General features: G+C 70.1%; 13 protein-coding genes. 9 read left to right on the top strand and 4 right to left on the bottom strand.

All coding sequences use genetic code 11. The annotated features are described in order from the left end of the window. The first annotated feature begins 53 nt into the window (after positions 1 to 53). The gene (gene hemN, locus ABLE93_RS12755) at positions 54 to 1,484 is read left to right on the top strand and encodes an oxygen-independent coproporphyrinogen III oxidase (protein WP_348840187.1); all 1,431 of its coding nucleotides are present in this window, start codon (positions 54 to 56) and stop codon (positions 1,482 to 1,484) included. A gap of 155 nt (positions 1,485 to 1,639) precedes the next feature. Here hemN and ABLE93_RS12750 read toward each other — a convergent pair whose 3' ends face one another. Then, on the bottom strand, positions 1,640 to 2,362 hold the full coding sequence (locus tag ABLE93_RS12750) for a helix-turn-helix domain-containing protein (RefSeq protein WP_348840186.1): 723 nt from the start codon (positions 2,360 to 2,362) through the stop codon (positions 1,640 to 1,642). Between the two features lie 173 nt (positions 2,363 to 2,535). Here ABLE93_RS12750 and ABLE93_RS12745 point away from each other — a divergent pair, with 173 nt between their 5' ends. The 5 genes from ABLE93_RS12745 (at position 2,536) to ABLE93_RS12725 (ending at position 9,666) form a co-directional block, all read left to right on the top strand. Beyond that, positions 2,536 to 4,032 carry a sensor histidine kinase gene (locus ABLE93_RS12745; RefSeq protein ID WP_510183020.1) on the top strand — a complete coding sequence of 499 codons (1,497 nt, stop codon included), beginning with the start codon at positions 2,536 to 2,538 and terminating at the stop codon, positions 4,030 to 4,032. Then, the gene (fixJ, locus tag ABLE93_RS12740) at positions 4,025 to 4,663 is read left to right on the top strand and encodes a response regulator FixJ (RefSeq protein WP_348840185.1); all 639 of its coding nucleotides are present in this window, start codon (positions 4,025 to 4,027) and stop codon (positions 4,661 to 4,663) included. Before ABLE93_RS12745 ends, fixJ begins: the two co-directional genes overlap by 8 nt. Positions 4,664 to 4,812: 149 nt before the next feature. Further along, on the top strand, positions 4,813 to 5,202 hold the full coding sequence (locus ABLE93_RS12735; protein ID WP_348840184.1) for a response regulator transcription factor: 390 nt from the start codon (positions 4,813 to 4,815) through the stop codon (positions 5,200 to 5,202). A 217-nt stretch (positions 5,203 to 5,419) separates the two neighbouring features. Continuing rightward, positions 5,420 to 8,128: a bifunctional acetate--CoA ligase family protein/GNAT family N-acetyltransferase gene (locus tag ABLE93_RS12730; RefSeq protein WP_348840183.1), complete on the top strand. Its 2,709-nt coding sequence runs from the start codon at positions 5,420 to 5,422 to the stop codon at positions 8,126 to 8,128. 206 nt (positions 8,129 to 8,334) lie between these two features. Continuing rightward, positions 8,335 to 9,666: a putative bifunctional diguanylate cyclase/phosphodiesterase gene (locus ABLE93_RS12725; protein WP_348840182.1), complete on the top strand. Its 1,332-nt coding sequence runs from the start codon at positions 8,335 to 8,337 to the stop codon at positions 9,664 to 9,666. A gap of 27 nt (positions 9,667 to 9,693) precedes the next feature. On the opposite strand, the gene lysA is transcribed toward ABLE93_RS12725, so the two are convergent. From lysA to argH, 3 genes are all read right to left on the bottom strand, one after another. Next, positions 9,694 to 10,962 (bottom strand): diaminopimelate decarboxylase, encoded by a 1,269-nt coding sequence (gene lysA / locus ABLE93_RS12720; RefSeq protein WP_348840181.1) that lies wholly within the window; start codon positions 10,960 to 10,962, stop codon positions 9,694 to 9,696. Positions 10,963 to 11,070: 108 nt separating this feature from the next. Continuing rightward, complete coding sequence (gene lptM / locus ABLE93_RS12715) at positions 11,071 to 11,367, bottom strand: LPS translocon maturation chaperone LptM (protein ID WP_348840180.1); 297 nt, start codon at positions 11,365 to 11,367, stop codon at positions 11,071 to 11,073. Between the two features lie 98 nt (positions 11,368 to 11,465). Beyond that, positions 11,466 to 12,851, bottom strand: a complete 1,386-nt coding sequence (argH, locus tag ABLE93_RS12710; RefSeq protein ID WP_348840179.1) for an argininosuccinate lyase — start codon at positions 12,849 to 12,851, stop codon at positions 11,466 to 11,468. A gap of 17 nt (positions 12,852 to 12,868) precedes the next feature. Here argH and tlpA point away from each other — a divergent pair, with 17 nt between their 5' ends. The 3 genes from tlpA (at position 12,869) to ABLE93_RS12695 (ending at position 17,360) form a co-directional block, all read left to right on the top strand. After that, positions 12,869 to 13,663, top strand: coding sequence for a thiol:disulfide interchange protein TlpA (gene tlpA / locus ABLE93_RS12705; protein ID WP_348840178.1), 795 nt, complete (start codon positions 12,869 to 12,871; stop codon positions 13,661 to 13,663). 207 nt (positions 13,664 to 13,870) lie between these two features. Beyond that, positions 13,871 to 15,112, top strand: coding sequence for a non-hydrolyzing UDP-N-acetylglucosamine 2-epimerase (wecB, locus tag ABLE93_RS12700; protein ID WP_348840361.1), 1,242 nt, complete (start codon positions 13,871 to 13,873; stop codon positions 15,110 to 15,112). Between the two features lies 1 nt (position 15,113). Beyond that, a complete protein-coding gene (locus ABLE93_RS12695) occupies positions 15,114 to 17,360 on the top strand; it encodes a cellulose biosynthesis cyclic di-GMP-binding regulatory protein BcsB (protein WP_348840177.1) in 2,247 nt (748 codons plus the stop codon). The last annotated feature ends 9 nt before the right edge of the window (positions 17,361 to 17,369 follow it).

The raw sequence follows: 17,369 nt of genomic DNA, 5'->3' as shown, positions 1-17,369 counted from the left end.
CCCGCTTGCGCCACATCAAGGCAAAGCGAGGGGTAGGGCCGCATGGTCGCCCCATGACCTGCCCCACCCCCTGCCCCACGCCCATTTCCAGCATCGCCCGCGACCCGGCGCGCCCCTCGGCCCAGGACCTCCTCGCCCGTTACGGCCAGCCGGTGCCGCGCTATACGAGCTACCCGACGGCGCCGCATTTCTCGCCCGAGATCGACGCCGCCACCTATGCCCGCTGGCTCGCGGCGCTGCCGCCGGACGCGCCGGTCTCGGTCTATGTGCACGTGCCTTTCTGCGCTGAGCTGTGCCTCTATTGCGGCTGCCAGACTGCGGTGGCGCGTAGTCGCACGCCGGTGAAGGCCTATGCCGACCGCCTGGTGGAGGAGATCGGCCTCGTCGCGCGCCACCTCGCCGGACGACCGGCGCTGACGCACCTGCATTTCGGCGGCGGCACGCCCACCATGCTGGCGGACGAGGATTTCGCCACGGTCATGGGCGCCCTGCGCGCCGCCTTCGCCTTCGCTCCGGACGCGGAAATCGCCATCGAGATCGACCCGCGGGTGATGGACGCCGCCAAGGTGGCGGTGCTGGCCCGCGAGGGCTTCAACCGGGCGAGCCTCGGCGTGCAGGATTTCGATCCGGCGGTGCAGGAGGCCATCGGCCGCCGCCAGTCCTACGCCGAGACCCGGACGGTGGCGGACGCGCTGCGGGCGGCCGGCATCGCCGCGCTGAACCTCGATCTCATGTACGGCCTGCCGCATCAGGACACGGCCTCGGTGCGCCGGACGGTGGAGGAGGCCCTCGGCCTCGATCCCGATCGGATCGCGGTGTTCGGCTATGCCCACGTGCCCTGGATGAAGAAGCATCAGGCGCTCATCCCCGAGGCGGCGCTGCCCGACGCTGCGGAGCGCCTCGCCCAGGCGGAGCTGGTGGCCGAACGGCTCAAGGCCCATGGCTATCGCCAGGTGGGGCTTGACCATTTCGCCAAGGCGGCCGATCCGATGGCCCGGCGTGCGGAAGACGGCACGCTGAAGCGCAATTTCCAGGGCTACACCACCGACGATGCGCCGGTGCTGCTCGGCTTCGGCGCCTCAGCCATCGGCGCGCTGCCGCAGGGCTACGTGCAGAACCTGCCGGCGACGCCCCAGTGGCACAAGGCGGTGGAAGCAGGCCTGCTGCCCATCGCCCGCGGCGTCGCCCTGACCGACGAGGACCGGCTGCGTCGTCACGTCATCGAGCGCCTGATGTGCGATCTCGCCGTGGACCTCGACGATGCCGCCGCGCGCTTCGGCTTTCCCCGCGGCGTCTTCGCGCCGGAGATCGCGGCGCTGGAGCCGCTGATCGATGATGGCCTCGCCGAGCGGCGCGGCGCCGTGGTCTGCGTGCCGGAGGCGGCGCGGCCCTTCACCCGCGTGGTCTGCGCTGTGTTCGATGCCCGCCTCGCCGCAAGCCGCGCCGCCGCACCGGCCCAGAAGCGGCACGCCGCGGCGGTGTGAGCCCGCCGTCCGCGACATGCGGCTCAGGCTCCCGCGCCCCGCCAGCTCGGGCGGCCGTTGCAGACACCAAAAAGAAAAAGGCACGCGACGGCGCGAACGCCGGGCGTGCCTCAGGACGGAGACGCTGCGCAGGTGCGCAGCGCGCCGGGGGAAGATCAGCTGTTCAGGCGCTTCAGCGTCGCTCCGTCGCGCAGCAGCACGCGCCGCGAGGAGGGCAGGGCAATAGCCGAGATCTCCTCAAGGTGGGTCAGGGTGCGCGACACGGTCTCGATGGTCAGGCCGAGGAAATCCGCGATGTCCTGGCGCGACATGGGCAGCGTCACCTCGATGCCGTTCGGACCCTGGCCCGCGCCGGCGCGCTCGGCCATGTCCAGAAGGAAGGTGGCGACCCGCTCCTGGGCTGTCTTGCGGCCGAGGACGAGAAGATGGTTCTGCGCCCGGCCGAGCTCGGCGGCGGTCAGGGCCCACAGCGCGTGGGCGAGGTCCGCATCGTCGGCGGCGCGGGAGAAGAGGATGGAGCGCTTGACCCGCACCACGCGGCATTCGCTCACGGCCTCGGCGGAGAAGCGGTGGCGGGGCGACATCTCCCACCCGAACACGTCGCCGGCGAGGCAAAACGTCTCGATCTGCCGCCGTCCGTCGCCGAGCAGCTTGCAGATGCGCACCGCGCCGGACAGAACGATGTAAAGATGCTCGGCCGGCTGGTCTTCGCCGAAGATCTCGGCGTTGCGGGCAAAGGTCGCCACCACTCCGAGGCGCGCGACCACGTCGGTGGGGGTTCGCGTGTCAACCTCCTCGCTCCAGCGGGGGGCAGGCCGCGCGGAAGACCGGGGCTGGGTGTAGGCCTGGTGGGCGATCGCTGCTGCGGGGCTCGGCATCGGTTGACCCTTCCATCGGAGATGACAAAGGGATAACCGGCTAAAGGCGCGAGAAAAATTCGTATCGAACACTTAAGTCGCTCCCCTTAGGTAGTATTACGGAGGGGGTTTCGCGCGCTCGCGACGGTATCGAGTGGCGGCATCGGGTGGGTGCTTTGGACGGCAGATTGGACATGGCTTCAGGCGAGGAGATGCGCGCGGGCTCCGCGATGCTGAGCCGGCGGATGATGGGGGACATCGTCCGCGGCGCGTGCGCGGCGCTGCTCGCCCTCGGCCTGTGCCGCCTCGCCGGGCTCGCGCCGCTCGCCGCCAACGCCCTGCTGCTTCAGCTTGCCGCGGTGATGCTGGTGAGCGGACGCGGCCTCGCGGCCGGCGGCACGGCGGTGGCCGTCGCCTTCGCCGGCAGCATCGCTTTGACGCTGCTCGCCGGGACCGGGGCGGGGATCGACCTCGCCGCGCCCGTCCTGTTCGTGGCGGTGGGCCTCGGCATCGCGGTCCTTGGGGAGCGCCTGCGCCGCACCCGCCTCGACGCTGCCGCCCGCACACGGGACCTCCTGGCCCGGGAGGCGCATCTGTCCTCCATCCTCGACACCGTGCCCGACGCCATGGTGGTGATCGACGAGCGCGGCGTCATGCGCTCCTTCTCCAGCGCGGCGGAACGTCTGTTCGGCTACACGGCGGCGGAGGCGGTCGGGCAGAACGTCTCGGTGCTCATGCCCTCGCCGCATCGCGAATCGCACGACGGCTACATCTCGCGCTATCTCACCACGGGCGAGCGGCGCATCATCGGCATCGGCCGCGTGGTGGTGGGTGAGCGCAAGGACGGCACCACCTTCCCGATGGAGCTGGCGGTGGGCGAGATGCGCTCGGCCTCCGAGCGATTCTTCACCGGCTTCATCCGCGACTTGACCGAGCGCCAGCAGACCGAGGCGCGCCTGCAGGAGCTGCAGGCCGAGCTGGTGCACATCTCCCGCCTCACCGCCATGGGCGAAATGGCCTCGACCCTGGCCCACGAGCTGAACCAGCCGCTCTCCGCCATCGCCAACTACATCAAGGGCTCGCGCCGCCTGTTGGACGGCGGCACGGTAAAGGTGGAGATGCTCCAGGGGGCGCTGGAGAAGGCCGGCGAGCAGGCGCTGAGGGCCGGCCAGATCATCCGCCGTCTGCGCGACTTCGTCTCCCGCGGCGAAAGCGAGCGGCGGGTGGAGAGCCTCTCCAAGCTGGTGGAGGAGGCGAGCGCCCTGGCCCTCGTCGGCGCGAAGGAACATGGTATTCAGGTAAGATTCCAGTATGATCCCCGATGCGACCTGGTGCTGGCCGACAAGGTGCAGGTCCAGCAGGTATTGCTGAACTTGATGCGCAACGCCCTGGAGGCAATGATGGAGGCGCCGCGCCGCCATCTCGTGGTGAAAACCGAGCCGGCAGAGGACGACATGGTCATGGTCAGCGTCTCGGATACCGGACACGGCATTTCGTCTGAGGTGGACGCGCAACTCTTCACGCCCTTCGTCACCACCAAGCGTCACGGCATGGGCGTCGGCCTCTCCATTTCCCGAACCATCATCGAAGGGCACGGCGGCCGCATCTGGGCCGAGCCCAACCCCGAGGGGGGCGCCGTGTTCCGCTTCACCGTGCGCGCCGTGGGCGAGGAGATGGCGCTGCATGACTGACCGGAAGACTGCCGTGATCCATGTTATCGACGACGACGAGGCGGTGCGCCAATCGCTCGCCTTTCTCCTGTCCACCGCCGGCCACACGGTGCACGAGCATGCCTCGGCGCGGCATTTCGTCGAGGCCGGCCTTCCGGCCGCCGATCCTGCCGCCGGCTGCATCATCACCGACGTGCGCATGCCGGACATGACCGGCATCGACCTGCTGCATTATCTCAAGGAGAAGAACTGCGCCGTGCCGGTGATCGTGGTGACGGGCCATGGCGACGTGCCCTTGGCGGTGGAGGCCATGAAGCTCGGCGCCGCCGACTTCCTGGAGAAGCCGTTCGACGACGTGGCCATCCTCGATACGGTGAACTCGGCCCTCGACCGGCGGCAGAAGTCCAACCAGCACGACGCCCTGCGCGAGCAGGTGGCCGAGCGCATCGCCGGCCTCTCCCAGCGCGAGCGCCAGGTGCTGGAATGCCTGGTGGCGGGACAGGCCAACAAGACCATCGCCTATGAGCTCGGCATCAGCCCCCGCACCGTCGAGGTCTACCGCGCCAACGTGATGACCAAGATGAAGGCGCAGAGCCTGTCCGAGCTGGTGCGCATGGCCCTGCTCGCCGGAATCTCCCCCAAGGCGGCGTGACCCCTGTGGGGGACTGAGGTACCCTTGTGGGGGCGCTCCGGCGAACCGGGCGCGGCTTGATCTACCGCAAGGCCCGTCAGCCCCCTCCTAAAGTAGCTTCTGCCCACCGACCACGCGGCCCGTGAGCGGGTCGTGGAAGGATCCGAGGAATGATCGCGTTCGACGAGATGCGTCCCTTCGTCGTCCACATCGTCGACGACGACCCTGCGGTGTGCAGCTCGCTGAAGTTCGCCTTCGAGGTGGACGGCTTCAGCGTGCGCACCTATGCGCGCTCGGAAGATCTTCTGGCCGGCGACCTGCCGCAGGTGGGCTGCGTCATCGTCGACTACAATCTGCCGGGCCTCAACGGCCTCGACCTGCTGCGCGAGCTGGACCGGCGCGACGTGCATCTGCCGTCCTTCCTCATCACCAGCAATCCCGCCCAGCATGTGCGCTCGCGCGCGACGGCGCAGGGCGTCGCCATCATCGAGAAACCGCTGCTGAGCAACCAGCTGGCGGAGGCGGTGCGGGAGAGCTTCACGCGCGCCGCCCCCTGCTGAAACGATTTGTCTTCCCCTCCACGCATCCTTGTCCAAAACGATCGGGCGAATTGATCCACTTGCCCGGTGAATCGCGCTCGGATTTCCGTTAAGAGAACGCGGGATCGGCCGCCTTGCGATGCAGGGCTGTCGGCGCGTGCTCGAGTGTGATCTCCCTGTCGTCCCCGGCATGATCCGCAGCCGCGGTGCGCCGGGCATTGCACGTCCGAGGCCGCCCATGACCACGCGCAATCTCGACGCCCTCTTTCATCCCCGCGCCATTGCCCTCGTCGGCGCCAGCAACCGGCCCGGCACCATCGGTGCCCTGGTGGCGCGCAACCTGTTCGACGCCGGCTTCGACGGCCCGATCCTGAGCGTGAACCCCAAGGAGCGGGCGATCCGCTCCTCGCTCAATTATGCCTCGGTGGCCGACCTGCCCATTCCGGTGGACCTCGCGGTCATTGCCGCCCCGCCCGAGCAGGTGCCCGGCGTCATCGGCCATCTCGGCGAGAGGGGCTGCCGCGCCGCCGTGGTGCTGCCCAACGGCTACGGTCCCGGCGAGCAGATGGAGGCGCCGGAGCAGCGCCAGGCCATGCTGGACGCCGCCCGTCCCCACCTGTTGCGCATCGTCGGCCCCAACGGCCTCGGCTTCATTTCCACCCGGGCGCGGGTGAATGCGAGCCTCGCCCACCTCATGCCGGCCAAGGGCGACGTCGCCTTCATCAGCCAGTCCGACACCATGACCGCGGCCGTGCTGGACTGGGCCCACGCCCGCGGCTTCGGCTTCTCCCACGTGGCGGCTCTGGGCGAGAAGGCGGACGTGGATTTCGGCGACATGCTGGACTATCTCGCCCTCGATAACACCACCCGCGCCATTCTGCTCTACGTGGAAAATGTCACCGATGCCCGCAAGTTCATGTCGGCGGGCCGGATCGCGGCGCGGGCCAAGCCCGTCATCGTCATCAAGGCCGGGCGCAGCGCGGCGGGGGCGCGGGCGGCCATGTCCCACACCGGCGTGCTCGCCGGCAGCGACCTCGTCTATGACGCCGCCTTCCGCCGCGCCGGCATGCTGCGGGTGCACGAGATGCGCGAGCTGTTCGAGGCGGTGACCACCCTGTCCTCCGGCATCCGGCTCGCCGGGGAGCGCCTCGCCATCCTCACCAACGGCGGCGGTGCCGGCGTGGTGGCGGTGGATGCGCTGGAGGTGGGCGCCGGCCAGCTCGGCACCCTCCAGCCGGCGACCCTCGAGGCGCTCGACAAGCTGCTGCCACGCACCTGGTCGCGCGGCAATCCCGTCGACGTGCAGGGCGATGCCGACGGGGCGCGTTACGGCACCGCCCTCAAGGCGCTGCTGGCCGACAAGGGATCCGACGCGGTGCTGGTGCTGCATGCGCCCAACGCTCTGTCCGACAGCGGCGCGGCCGCCGACGGGGTCATGGCGGTGCTGGAGACGCGGCCCCGGGCTCCCGTGCTGACCTGCTGGCTGGGCGAAACCGCTGCCGCCGGTGCGCGCCGGCGCTTCGCCGCCCGTCGTATTCCCACCTACGACACGCCGGACGAGGCGGTGCGCGCCTTCGGCCATCTCGTCTCCTACCAGCGCAACCAGACCTTGCTGATGGAGACCCCGCCCGCCCGCACCTTCGACGAGCCGGACCGCGAGGTGGGGCGCCGGCTGGTGGAGGGGGTGCTGCGCGAGGGGCGCAGCGCGCTGACCGAGGTGGAGGCCAAGGCGGTGCTCGCCGCATACGACATCCCCGTGGTGGACACCCGCATCGCCGCTTCCCCGGAGGAGGCCGGCCGGCTGGCCGCGGCCATCGGCTGCCCGGTGGTGGTCAAGGTTCTGTCCCACGATCTCACCCACAAGTCCGACGTGGGGGGCGTGCGGCTCGACCTGCGCAATCCCGCGGCGGTGGAGGAAGCCTGCCGCGCCATTGTCGCCTCGGTGGCGGAGAAGGCGCCGGGCGCCCGCATCGAGGGCTTCACCGTGCAGGCGATGATCCGCCGGCCCAACGCGCAGGAGCTCATCGCCGGCATCGGCTACGACCGCACCTTCGGCCCGGTGGTGCTGTTCGGCCAGGGCGGCACGGCGGTGGAGGTCATCGGCGACCGGGCAGTCGCGCTGCCGCCGCTCAACGGCGCGCTGGCCCGGGAGATGATCGAGCGCACCCGCGTCTCCAGGCTGCTTGCCGGCTACCGCGACCACCCGCCGGCGGACATGGATGCCGTGGCCGGGACGCTGGTGAAGGTGGCGGAGCTGCTCGCCGACCTGCCGCAGATCGCCGAACTGGACATCAACCCCCTCCTGGCCGACGAGAATGGCGTCATCGCCCTCGATGCCCGCATCGTGGTGCACGAGGCGCGGGTGGAGGGCACCGGGCGCTTCGCCATCAAGCCATATCCCTCGACGTTGGTGAGCGACCTCCACCTCACCGACGGGTCGGTGGTGCTGCTGCGGCCGATCCGGCCGGAGGACGAGCCAGGGCTGGTGGACGTGGTGCACCGCTCCGATCCACAGGACGTGCGCATGCGCTTCCTCGGCTCGGTCAAGGACTTCCCCCACCTCATGGCGGCCCGCCTGTCGCAGATCGACTACGACCGAGAGATGGCCTTCGTGGCCCAGGAGGCGAACGGCGACATCGCGGGCGTGGTGCGCATCATCGCCGACCCGGACAATGAGGAGGCGGAATACGCCATCATGGTGCGCTCGGACATGAAGGGGAAAGGCCTCGGTTTCCAGCTGATGAGCGAGATTCTCGCTTACGCCCGCAAGCGCGGCCTCAGGATCGTGTTCGGCGACGTGATGCGCGAGAACGGCCCCATGCTGCGCCTCGCCGAGGACCTCGGATTCAAGGCCACGCCGGGCAGCGAGGACCCCTCCGTGATGCGGGTCGTCATCGACCTCGCAGCGCCGTCGCCCGTAGGGAGCGGAATACCGGTCGAGGCTTGACGTGCTTTAGGGTCGCCACGATATCCCTATTGCCACGGGTTCGGGCAGGCTCCACCATGCCGGAGGCTCGGGCGGTGTCATCCGGCGCGGAAGAACCGTCGGAGCCAGCGGTTCGGGGGAGGATGAAACGCGCCGTGGACCGGCCGGACCGCCGGGGGACGGGGGTGCGAGCGGGGCCGCTGCACAGAACCAGCTAAGAGCGAATGGTGAGCGAAACCAATGATGTAGCGCGAGGCCCCTGGCAATCGGAATATCTTGCGCTGCATGACCCGGTGACCAGCCTGCCAAGCCGCCTTTTGATGATGGAATTCCTCGCCGGCGCGTTGAACTCGCCGCAGGAAAGCCGGCGCACGCTCGCCGTGTTCTCCCTCGATATCGACAATTTCCGCCAGCTCAACGACATGTTCGGCCTCGCCTCCGGCGACCTCATCCTGGCCGAGACGGCGCGCCGCCTGCGCCGCTGCGTGCGTGACAACGACCTCGTGGCGCGGGTGGGGGCGGACGAGTTCGTGCTCATCGCCTCGGGCCTTGCGGATTCGCGGGCGCTCGACGGCCTGGCCCGCCGCCTCCAAGCCGCGCTGAGCGTGCCCGTGGCGCTGCCCTCCGGCGCCGTGGCCTATCCCCAGGCCGACATCGGCATCGCCCTCGCCCCGCTCGACGCGCAGGAGCCCGAGAGCCTGCTGCACTGCGCCGACCTCGCCCTCGCCCGGGCGAAGGAAGAGGGGCCGGGCGCCTGTTGCTATTTCGCCGCTGACATGAATGACGAGATGGCCGGCCGCAAGACGCTGGAGGGCGACCTGCGGCGGGCCATCGTCTCCGACGAGTTCGTCCTCCTGTTCCAGCCGCGCTGTGACGCGCGCACGCTGGAATTGCTGGGCGTCGAGGCGCTGATCCGCTGGGATCATCCCCAGCTCGGCCGCCTCGCGCCCGCGGAGTTCGTGCCCATCGCCGAGAAGAGCGGCCTCGTCATCCCGCTCGGGGAATGGGTGCTGCGCAAGGCCTGCGCCACCATCTCCCGGCTGCCGGAGCTCAACGTCTCGGTGAACGTGTCCGTGGTCCAGTTTCGCAACGGCGAGCTGGTGGAAACTGTGGAATCGGCCCTGCGCGCCACCGATCTGCCGGCCCATCGCCTGGAATTGGAGATCACCGAGAGCGTGCTGATCGAGAATACCGACAAGGCCCTCGACATCCTTGAGGGGTTGAAGAAGCTCGGCGTGCGCCTGTCCATGGACGATTTCGGCACCGGCTATTCCTCGCTCGGCTATCTGCGCACCTTCCCGTTCGACGCGCTGAAGATCGACCGACGCTTCGTCGGCGACCTCGACCAGAGCAAGGGGGCTCTCGCCATCGTCCAGGCCATCCTTGGCCTTGGCCGTGCGCTGGGCATGCAGGTGGTGGCGGAAGGCGTCGAGACCGAGAGCCAGCTCAACGTGCTGAAGGCGGATTCCTGCGACGAGGTTCAGGGCTTCTATCTCGGCCGGCCCATGACCGAGGAAGCGCTGCACGCCTTCATCGCCGAGCGCCGGGCGCTCTGCTGAGGTCGGCGCTCGCCTGAGGCCACCGCCTCACGCCAGCCAGGGCGCGGGACGGTCGAGGGCGATCAGGGCTTCGGGCTCGACGCGCGGGCGCACGACGGCCGCCGCATCCCCGCGCACCAGCACTTCGGGAATGAGGGCGCGTGTGTTGTAGGTGCCGGACTGCACCGCGCCATAGGCGCCCGCCGTCATCACCGCCAGCAGGTCGCCGGCCTTGAGCTGCGGCAGCGGCCGGTCGAGGGCGAGGAAATCGCCAGTCTCGCACACCGGCCCCACCACGTCGGCGACCACCATGGCGGCATCCGGCGCCGGCTCGGCCACGGGGATGATGTCGTGGTGCGCCTCGTAGAGGGTGGGGCGGATGAGGTCGTTCATGGCGGCGTCCACCACCACGAAGGTCTTGCCCTCGCCCTGCTTTACATAGATCACGCGGGTCACGAGGATGCCGGCATTGGCCACCAGCATGCGGCCCATCTCGAACACCAGCGGCAGCTTCAGGTCGCCGAGCGCGCGCCCCACCACCGCCGCATAGGCCGCCGGGGAGGGGGGAACCGGATCGGACGCCGCATAGGGGACGCCGAGCCCACCGCCAAGGTCGAGATGTCGCAGGGCGTGCCCCGCCGCCATCAGGTCGCGGGCGAGCTCCGCCAGCAGGGTGACCGCATTCTCGAACGGCGCCATGTCGGTGATCTGGCTGCCGATGTGCATGTCCACGCCGGTGACCGTAAGCCCGGGCAGGCGGGCAGCGAGGTCATAGACCTCCCGGGCCCGCGAGATGGGAATGCCGAATTTGGTGGCCGACTTGCCGGTGGAGATCTTCTTGTGGGTCTTGGCATCCACGTCCGGATTGACGCGCACCGAGACCGGGGCGGACACCCCCAATGCAGTGGCGACCTCCGACAGGGCCATCAGCTCCGGCTCGCTCTCCACGTTGAAGCAGAGGATACCGGCCTTGAGCGCCTCGGCCATTTCCGCCCGGGTCTTGCCGACGCCGGAGAAGACGATGCGCCCGCCCGGCACGTCCGCGGCCCGTGCGCGCATCAGCTCGCCCGACGAGACGATATCCGCGCCGGCGCCGAGCCTTGCGAGGGTCGCGATGACCGACTGGTTGGAATTGGCCTTCAACGCGTAGCACAGCAGAACGTCGCGGTCGGCGAACGCCTCCATGAACACCCGGTAATGGCGCTCAAGCGTGGCGCTGGAATAGCAGTAGAAGGGCGTGCGCACCTCGTCCGCGAGGGGAGAGAGGTCCACATCCTCGGCGTGGAGGCGGCCGTCGCGATAGTCGAAATGATGCATGGGGGCGGTTCTGGGCGCCTCGATAGCCGGGATGGATGCCGCGGAACCGGTCCGCGGGCACTCGGGGCGGGGTTGCTGTGCGGTGTGTCGGTCGAGGGGCGTGGCGGGTCAGAGCAGCCCGTCGAGGATGAATGGCTGGTCCGGACGCTGCACGCCCTGGAGCAGTTTCTGCGAGCTGGAGCTCGAGCCGGTGGTCTTCTGTTTCTGCCAGTCGGCGTGGGGCGTCGCGCTGTCGTTGAACTGGGCGGCGGTTCGCGGCGTCGCTGCGGTGCTGGCGGACGGCGGCGCCTGGGGCGGCGGGGCAGCCACCTGCGCGCCGGGCGGCGGCTCCAGCGGGCCCTTCACACCGCAGGCCGCAAGGGCGAGGGTGCCGCACAGGGCCATCAGGGTCACAAGGGATCGCATCGCGGGCCGAGCCGTTCCGGGAAAAGGTGGCGACACTATAGCCCGCGCTGCGGCAAAGGCGAGCCCCCGCCGCCGCGGGGGAGAAGCAGGGATCGCGCTCATGCCGCGCCGAGCCGCTTCAGCCAGCGCCGCGCCTGCGCCCGCACCCGCGACGGCGCGGTGCCGCCGTAGCTGGTGCGGCTGCGCACCGAGCGGACCACGGAGAGCACCGAGAACACGTCGGCGGTGATCCGCTTGTCGATGGCCTGCATGTCCTCAAGCGGCACCTTGTGCAGCGCGATGCCGCGCTCGGAGGCCAGCGCAACGATGCGCCCGGTCACGTGATGAGCCTCGCGGAAGGGAATGTTCAGCGCCCGCACCAGCCAGTCGGCGAGGTCGGTGGCGGTGGAATAGCCCTGGCCGGCCGCCTTCTCCATGCGCTTGGCGTCCGGCTCCATGTCGCGGACCATGCCGGCGGTGGCGGCCACCACCAGGGAGAGGGCCGAGAAGGCGTCGAAGGCGCCTTCCTTGTCCTCCTGCATGTCCTTGGCGTAGGCCAGCGGCAGACCCTTCATCACCACCAATATGCCGGTGAGTGCGCCGATGATGCGCCCGGCCTTGGCCCGCACCAGCTCGGCGGCGTCCGGGTTGCGCTTCTGCGGCATGATGGACGAGCCGGTGGTGAAGGCATCCGACAGCTTCACCAGCGCGAAGGAGGGCGACGTCCAGATCACCACCTCCTCGGCGAAGCGCGAGAGGTGCACCGCGCAGATCGACGCCGCCGCGAGCGTCTCCATCACGAAGTCGCGGTCGGAGACGGCATCGAGCGAGTTGGCGGTCGGCCGGTCGAAGCCGAGCGCGGCGGCGGTGGCTTCGCGGTCGATGGGGAAGGAGGTCCCGGCGAGCGCCGCCGAGCCCAGCGGGCATTCGTTGAGCCGCTTCCTCGCATCCGCAAGGCGGCCGCGGTCGCGCGCCACCATCTCCACATAGGCCATCAAATGGTGGCCGAAGGTGACGGGCTGGGCAGTCTGCAGATGGGTGAAGCCGGGCATGACGGTGGCGGCGTGGGCCAGCGCCTTTTCCGCCAACGCCAGCTGGAGGTCGGCGAGCTGGGCGTCGAACGCGTCGAGCGTGTCGCGCACGTAGAGGCGGAAGTCGGTCGCCACCTGATCGTTGCGGGAACGGGCGGTGTGGAGGCGGCCGGCGGGCGCGCCGATGAGTTCGGCGAGGCGGCTCTCCACGTTCATGTGGATGTCCTCCAGCTCGCGCCGGAAAGAGAACTTGCCCGCCTCGATCTCTGACAGGATCGTGTCTAGACCCTTGGTGATCTTCTGGGCATCTTTCGCCGCCACGATGCCCTGGGCGGCCAACATGGTCGCATGGGCCTTGGAACCGGCGATGTCCTGCGCATAAAGACGCTGGTCGAAGCCGATGGAGGCGTTGATCTCCTCCATGATGGCGTCGGGAGCGGTGCTGAAGCGCCCGCCCCACATCTTGTTGCTCATGACGGAACCCTCCGGTGATGACGAATGCCGACCCCTCCCGCGCGCCCGAAACGAAGGAGACGGCGGCTGAACCCCTGACATCCGTGCCGCGGAAGACAGGCTCTGCGCCGAGGACCCTCGCCGTGGTCGCGCTGGCGGCGCTGGCGGGCGCCGTGGCCGGCGCGCTCGCCCTATACGGGATGAACCGGCTCCCCGGCAATCCGCCGCCGCCCGAGACCACCGCCTCCACCCCGGCCGCCGAGCGCGTCGCGGCGGCGGATCCGGCCTGCGCCGGCACGGTGGAGCGGGTGCGCGCCTTCACGCCGCTGGCCAAGGGCGAGCTTGCCGCCTTGGCGTTGGCAAGCGAGCCGCGCCGCCTGCCGCCGCTCGCCTTCACCGACGGCGCCGGCAAGCCGGTGACCCTGGCCGATTTCAAGGGGCGGGTGGTGCTGCTCAATCTGTGGGCCACCTGGTGCGTGCCCTGCCGCAAGGAAATGCCGGCCCTGGACCATCTCCAGGCCCGCCTCGGCGGCCCCGACTTCGAGGTGGTGGCCATCAATCTCGACACCCGCGACCCGGAGAAGCCGCGCGCCTTCCTGTCGGAGATCGGCGTCTCAAACCTCGCTTTTTTCGCCGATCCGGCGACCAAGACCTTTCAGGCCCTGCGCGGGGTTGGCCGAGGCTTCGGCCTGCCCACCACCATCCTCGTCGATCGCGACGGGTGCGAGATGGCCTATCTCGCCGGACCGGCGGAATGGGGCGGGGCAGATGCGGAGGCGCTGGTGAAGGCCGCGGTGGGTGCAGGCCGGGCCGAGGTCTCTCCCCGGCGCTGAGCCGCGGGCATTTTGCTGCTTTTGCAAATTGCCAAAACACGAATGTGCGCTTAAGGCTCTCGCAACCTTCCCCGGGCAAAGTGGTGGTGTCGGGAGATGGGAAGCCGTGCGGCGCCGAAAACGCCGGACGGGGCGGCAGCACACCAGCGTAACACCCTATTTTCGCGTTTGGCGGGCAAGTGATATGACTTGCCCTTGACAACGCTCGTGTGCCCGTCTGCCCGAGGTCGAATCACCGGTGCGCCATTGAGAATACTATCGATATTCGGCACGCGGCCTGAAGCGATCAAGATGGCGCCGCTGGTTCAGGCCATCCAGGGCGAGCCGTCCTTGACGTCTTTGGTCTGCGTCACGGGGCAGCACCGGGAGATGCTCGACCAGGTGTTGCGCCTGTTCGACCTTCAGCCCGATTTCGACCTTGGCCTCATGGCTCACAACCAGGGCCTCAACCGCCTCGCCGGCGGCGCCATGGCGGCCCTCGATGCCGTGCTGGAGGAAGTCCGCCCCGACCGCATCCTGGTTCATGGCGACACAACCACCGCCATGGCTGCGGCGCTTGCCGGCTTCCACCGCCGGATTCCGGTGGGTCATGTGGAGGCGGGGCTGCGCACCTACGATCTCGCCCAGCCGTTTCCCGAGGAGATGAACCGCCGGGTGGTGGACCTCGCGAGCGACCTCCTGTTCGCGCCCACCCCGGGCTCGCGCGTCAATCTCATGGCCGAGCGCCTGGACGGGCGCATCGTCGTCACGGGCAATACGGTGATCGACGCGCTGCGCGCCGTGCAGGCGCGGCTCGACGCCGACCCAACGCTACGGGACGCTCTCGACGCGGAGATGCCGGCCTTCGACCCGTCCCGCCGCATCCTGCTTGTCACCGGGCATCGCCGGGAAAATTTCGGCGGCGGCTTCCGCGCCATCTGCGAGGCCCTGGCGGACATCGCCGGGCGTCCGGACGTGGAGATCGTCTATCCGGTTCACCTCAATCCCAACGTGAAGGGTCCGGTCACCGACGCGCTCGCCGGCCGGCCCAACGTCCATCTCCTGCCGCCGCTCGACTACCTGCCGTTCCAGCGGATGATGCAGCGCGCCCACGTGGTGCTCACGGATTCCGGCGGCGTCCAGGAGGAGGCCCCGGCCCTGGGCAAGCCCGTCCTCGTCATGCGCGAGGTGACGGAGCGGCCCGAGGCGGTCGAGGCGGGCACCGTCCAGCTGGTGGGCACCGGCCGCGCCGCCATCGTCGGCGCCGTCTCCCGCCTGTTCGACGATCCGGACGCCTACGCGGCCTATGCGGGCCGCATCAATCCATATGGCGACGGGCACGCCTGCCGCCGGATCATCGACTGCATCTGCGGGCGGCCGGTGCAGGAGTTCGTGCCTTTGCCCTCCCCGCCTGCAGCGTCCGTCCATCGGCGTCCCGCCGGCCTCGACGCCATGTACATGAGCGACTGACATGCGACACGACCCCTCCCTCCACGCAGCGCCCCGCGCCTTCGCACGCCGCCTGCCGGCGCACCTCGCCGGCCTCCTGCTGCCGGCCGCCCTGCTCGCCGCAAGCCTTGGCACCGCCGCGGCCCAGACCGTGGATCCCATCCAGGCGGCGATCCAGGAACGGGCCTCGGAGACGCGGGTGACGCGCTCCTTCTCCCTCGCCGACCTCGGCATCGACGGGCCTGTGGTGCTCCAGGGCATGGACGCGCGGCGCGACGTCTACCTGCCGGTGCCGGCCGGGGTGCCGCTGCAGGATGCCAGCATCGTGGTGGATGGCGACTATCTGCGCGGCGACGGTGGGCGTACCACCATGGTGCTGTCGGTGGACAGCACACCCATCTTTTCCCGCCGCCTGGAAGGCGACAGCGGCAGCGCCAACACGACCGTCGCCGTGGACGGCCGCCCGCGCGAGACCGGCTTCGTGCGCTTCGGCATGGCCTGGTCGTCGGTGATCGGCGAGGCGCTGTGCGCCGACGAGCGCGGCATCGGCAATGTGCTGAAGATCCAGCCCTCGAGCCGCTTCACTTATTCCTATGATGCGGGCGCGGTGCGCAACCTCGCCACCGCCTGGACCGGCATGCCCGGCACGGGATCGCTGCTTGTTCCCGCCGGCACCCTGTCCAAGGAGACCTACGACACCGCCTGGCGTCTCGGCCTTGCCCTGGAATCCGCGGGCAAGCGGCTGGTGGTCAAGACGCTGCCGTCCATCGGCGACGAGGTGGACCTCTCCACCCTCGACGTGCCGGCGGCGCTGCGCTCCGTGGCGCCGTTCTCCAGCTTCGTCGGGGTCAGGACCTACCGCCTGCGCGATGCGTCCGAGCTGGGCGCGTTGCTGGTGCTGCCCGGCTCGCCGGTCGGCGCCGACGTGGCGGTGGCCGACAGCGCGCTGCTGTCGGGCATCCGCGGCGCCCTCGATGCCCTCGGCGCGCGCCTCGGCACCGCCTCGCAGGCCTTCACCGAATGGCGGGCCAAGGCCGCGAGCCTCGGCTCGGTCAGCGTCGCGCCCGACGAGGTGAGCCTCCAGTTCCTCGGCGGGCGCCCCATCATCGCTGTCGGCGGTGCGGCCGGCGCCAAGGCCACCCAGCTGTTCGACAGCTTCTGGCGGACCTCGCTGGCGTCCAGCGCGGTGACCATCCGCGCGGTGGACCTCGCCCCTGAGAAGCCCTCGTCCGTCATGCTCTCCAACCTCGGCCCCGCGGACAGCAATCTCGACGTGCTGGCCCGCGGCGACTGGGTGGTGAGCTTCGACCTCGCCGCCGCCACCGGCGGCCGCAGCCTGCCGAACCGCCTCAATCTCGACGTGGCGGCCGCGCCCGGCGCCTCTTCGTCCGAGCCGGTGGTGGCGGTGTTCCTCAACGACGTGCTGCTCGCCGCCAAGCGGTTGGAGGCCACGGGCCATCCCGAGCATCTCACAGCCACCGTGCCGCCCTACGCGCTCGCCGCCCGCAACGTGCTGCGGGTGACCTTCCAGCGCCAGCCGGTGAGCGACCGCTGCCGCGAGACGCCTCAGGCCTTCCCGGTCTCGGTGTTGCGCACCAGCCATTTCGAGCTCGGCGGGGCGATCCCGAGCGGCGACTTCCTGGGCGTGATCTCGGCCATGGCCTCCGGCGGCAAGCTGGTGGTGCCCGACAGCTATCTCGCCACCGCCAAGACAAGCCTGCCCCGCGTCGTGCGGGCCGCCGCCGCCGCCGGCATGCCGGCTGGCACCAGCACGTTCGACGTGTCGGCCACCGGCGCCCCGTTCCGCGCCGCGGGCGGCTTCCTCGCCCTCGACGTGCCCGTGCAGGGCGTCACGCCCAAGGCGCGAGTGGACGGCGACCGTCTCGTGGTCGGCGCGGAGGACAAGCCCCGCCTGCTGGACATCACCGGGCTGAAGAACCTCGCGCTGGTGCAGGCGGTGCGCGGCGACGACGCCCGCGGCATCCTGTGGCAGAGCATCGGGCCCGTGCCGATGACGCCGGCCAAGTCGGTGCGGCTCTCGCGCGGCGACGTGGCCCTCGTGGGCGTCGACGGTACCCTCACCGAGCTGTCGGCCTCGGGCGCCGCGCCCGGCACCGTGCGCGTCGCCGACACCGACGGGCCAGCCGGCACGTTGCAGCGGCTGTGGCAGAATTCGGCGGACTGGGGCCTGCCCCTCGGCATCGGCGCCGCCGCTCTGTTCTTCCTGCTGCTGATCCGCGCCTCGCGCGTCCGCCGCCGCGGCAACTGATCGGATCGG

Source organism: Xanthobacter pollutisoli, from assembly GCF_040044995.1.
Classification (GTDB): Bacteria; Pseudomonadota; Alphaproteobacteria; order Rhizobiales; family Xanthobacteraceae; genus Xanthobacter.
This window is presented reverse-complemented; position numbering and strand designations above follow the sequence as displayed.

Bases quoted from the DNA above. Each gene is read 5' to 3' on its own strand.
- hemN (WP_348840187.1), top strand. From the start codon at position 54: ATGACCTGCCCCACCCCCTGCCCCACGCCCATTTCCAGCATCGCCCGC.
- ABLE93_RS12750 (WP_348840186.1), bottom strand. From the start codon at position 2,362: ATGCCGAGCCCCGCAGCAGCGATCGCCCACCAGGCCTACACCCAGCCC.
- ABLE93_RS12745 (WP_510183020.1), top strand. From the start codon at position 2,536: ATGGCTTCAGGCGAGGAGATGCGCGCGGGCTCCGCGATGCTGAGCCGG.
- fixJ (WP_348840185.1), top strand. From the start codon at position 4,025: ATGACTGACCGGAAGACTGCCGTGATCCATGTTATCGACGACGACGAG.
- ABLE93_RS12735 (WP_348840184.1), top strand. From the start codon at position 4,813: ATGATCGCGTTCGACGAGATGCGTCCCTTCGTCGTCCACATCGTCGAC.
- ABLE93_RS12730 (WP_348840183.1), top strand. From the start codon at position 5,420: ATGACCACGCGCAATCTCGACGCCCTCTTTCATCCCCGCGCCATTGCC.
- lysA (WP_348840181.1), bottom strand. From the start codon at position 10,962: ATGCATCATTTCGACTATCGCGACGGCCGCCTCCACGCCGAGGATGTG.
- lptM (WP_348840180.1), bottom strand. From the start codon at position 11,367: ATGCGATCCCTTGTGACCCTGATGGCCCTGTGCGGCACCCTCGCCCTT.
- argH (WP_348840179.1), bottom strand. From the start codon at position 12,851: ATGAGCAACAAGATGTGGGGCGGGCGCTTCAGCACCGCTCCCGACGCC.
- tlpA (WP_348840178.1), top strand. From the start codon at position 12,869: ATGACGAATGCCGACCCCTCCCGCGCGCCCGAAACGAAGGAGACGGCG.
- ABLE93_RS12695 (WP_348840177.1), top strand. From the start codon at position 15,114: ATGCGACACGACCCCTCCCTCCACGCAGCGCCCCGCGCCTTCGCACGC.